Genomic DNA, 2,443 nt, shown 5'->3' with positions numbered 1-2,443 from the left:
AAGCTGCAGCGCTGTGCAAGATGGTTGAACGTCACCAGATCACCGGCGCGGTCGTTGACGGCCCTCTGGCGCTCGACAACGCCATCAACCTGGAGGCCGCCCGCATCAAGAAGATCGATTCGCCGGTTGCGGGCCGCGCCAACGTGCTGCTGGTGCCCGACCTGGAGGCCGGCAACATGCTCGCCAAGAGCCTGTCCTTTCTCGCCGGTGCCGATGCGGCCGGCATCGTGCTCGGCGCGCGGGTACCTATCATCCTCACCAGCAGGGCGGACTCCGTGTCGACCCGGCTGGCATCCTGCGCGGTTGCCGCGCTGGTGGCAAAGGCCCGCCGCGAGTCGGGCAAGGCACTGGGGTAAGGCCATGGCCGACGTGATACTGGTACTCAACGCAGGCTCGTCGAGCATCAAGTTCAGCGCTTTCGGTGCCCACGGCGACGAGCCGGAGCTGGTGCTGCGCGGCAGTCTCGATGGCATCTACACGTCGCCGGGCTTTCGCGCCACCAACGCATCGGGCGCGGAGGTGGAGACGAAACACTGGGGCGATGGCACCGAACTGGGTCATGGCGGGGCCATTGCCTTTCTCGCCGATTTCCTGCGCGGGCACGGTGAAGGCCACCATCTGGTCGCCGTGGGGCACCGCGTGGTGCATGGAGGCGTGCAGTTCACGCAGGCGGTGAAAGTCACGCCCGAGGTCGTTTCTGCGCTGGACGCCCTGAGCCCCCTGGCCCCTTTGCACCAGCCGCACAACCTCAAGCCGATCCGCATTCTCGCGCAGCGGCGCCCCGAACTGCCGCAAGTGGTTTGTTTCGACACGGCGTTTCACCGCGGCCAGCCAGAAGCGGCACAGGCTTTCGCGCTTCCCGCCTCGATCACGCAGCGCGGCGTGCGGCGCTACGGCTTTCATGGGCTCTCCTATGAGTACATCGCCAGCGTTTTGCCGGCGGTCGACGCCGCCGCCGCCGCCGGCCGCACCGTGGTTGCCCATCTGGGTAACGGCAGCAGCACGTGTGCGCTCGTGGCCGGCCGGAGTGTCGCCAGCACCATGGGGTTCACCGCGGTGGACGGGCTGCCCATGGGTACGCGCTGCGGCAATCTGGATCCCGGTGTCATCCTGTACATGATGGATGAGCTCGGCATGGATGCCCGCGCTATCGAGGACCTGATCTACCGCAAGTCCGGGCTGCTCGGCGTCTCCGGGATCTCCAGCGACATGCGGGCGCTGCTGGCCAGCGACGATCCGCGCGCACGCTTCGCCGTTGAACTCTATACCTACCGGATCGCGCGCGAGCTAGGTTCGCTTGCGGCCGCGGCTGGAGGACTGGATGCACTGGTGTTCACCGCTGGTGTCGGCGAGCATGCCGCGCCGATACGCGAGCAGGTTTGCCGGCAGGCGGACTGGCTTGGCATCGCGCTGGATGCCGGCGCGAACGCCAGGGGCGAGCCGAGAATCAGCACGCTGTCGAGCACGGTGCCGGTGTGGGTCATCCCGACGAACGAGGAACTCATGATCGCAAGGCACACCAGGTCGGTGATCGGAACGGCGGCGCAATGAAGACCATTTCGTTCGCCACGGGCAAGGCGGTGCCGATGGAGACGGCACCCGGCGTGTCGCCCGGGCAGGCGCAAGCGGCAACCCAGGCTACGCTTGCGGCGCCCGCACGGGTGCCGGAGATGTCCTATGATGGAGCAGCAACATGACAGCCGAAACACTCCGGCCGATCCTGGCGGGCAAGAAAGCGCTGGTCTGCGGGATCGCCAACGACCAGTCAATCGCCTATGGCTGCGCAAAGGCCTTTCGGGAGATGGGTGCCGACCTCGCGATCACCTATGTGAACGAAAAGTCCAGGCAATACGTGGAGCCGGTGGCGAAGGAACTGGAAGCCCCGATCTTCATGCCGCTCGATGTGTCGCGCGAAGGGGAGCTTGAGGGCGTGTTCGCCGAGATCGAAAAGACCTGGGGCAAGCTGGATATCCTCGTGCATTCGATTGCCTGGGCGCCAAAGGACGATCTGCAGGGCGGCCTGCTGAATTGCTCCGCTGAGGGATTCGGCAAGGCCATGGACGTCTCCTGCCACTCCTTCATCCGCATGGCGCGGCTGGCCGCGCCTCTGATGCGGGACGGGGGCACGATGTTCACGATGAGTTATTACGGCGCAAACAGAGTGGTGCCGAACTATAACGTAATGGGTCCGGTGAAAGCCGCGCTGGAGGCCGTTTCGCGCTACCTGGCCTACGAGCTCGGCGCCAGGGGCATCCGTGTGCATGCGATATCGCCTGGTCCGCTCAAGACCCGCGCCGCTTCCGGGCTGAAGGACTTCGACCTGATGCTTAGCGACGCAGCGAAGCGCGCGCCCGTTGGCGAACTGGTCGACATCCTCGATGTCGGTTTTACGTGCGCGTTTCTCGCGACGCCGTTTGCGCGGCGACTGTCGGGAGAAACGCTG

4 protein-coding genes are annotated in these 2,443 nt (G+C 65.7%); all 4 read left to right on the top strand.

The annotated features are described in order from the left end of the window. Nucleotides 1-356: phosphate acyltransferase (locus AC1DKD_RS40650; RefSeq protein ID WP_477144687.1), on the top strand; the 356-nt coding region annotated here is incomplete at its 5' end. Nucleotides 357-360: 4 nt separating this feature from the next. Then, a complete protein-coding gene (locus AC1DKD_RS40645) occupies nt 361-1,551 on the top strand; it encodes an acetate/propionate family kinase (protein WP_477111046.1) in 1,191 nt (396 codons plus the stop codon). After that, nucleotides 1,548-1,697 carry a hypothetical protein gene (locus AC1DKD_RS40640; RefSeq protein WP_477111045.1) on the top strand — a complete coding sequence of 50 codons (150 nt, stop codon included), beginning with the start codon at nt 1,548-1,550 and terminating at the stop codon, nt 1,695-1,697. The genes AC1DKD_RS40645 and AC1DKD_RS40640 overlap by 4 nt, the downstream gene beginning before the upstream one ends. After that, nucleotides 1,694-2,443: enoyl-ACP reductase FabI (gene fabI / locus AC1DKD_RS40635; RefSeq protein ID WP_477144686.1), on the top strand; the 750-nt coding region annotated here is incomplete at its 3' end. The genes AC1DKD_RS40640 and fabI, both read left to right, overlap by 4 nt.

The sequence above is a fragment of the Cupriavidus sp. 05T313 genome, assembly GCF_056396665.1.
Note: the sequence above shows the minus strand (reverse complement) of the source record. Positions and strands in the feature narration are given on the sequence as shown.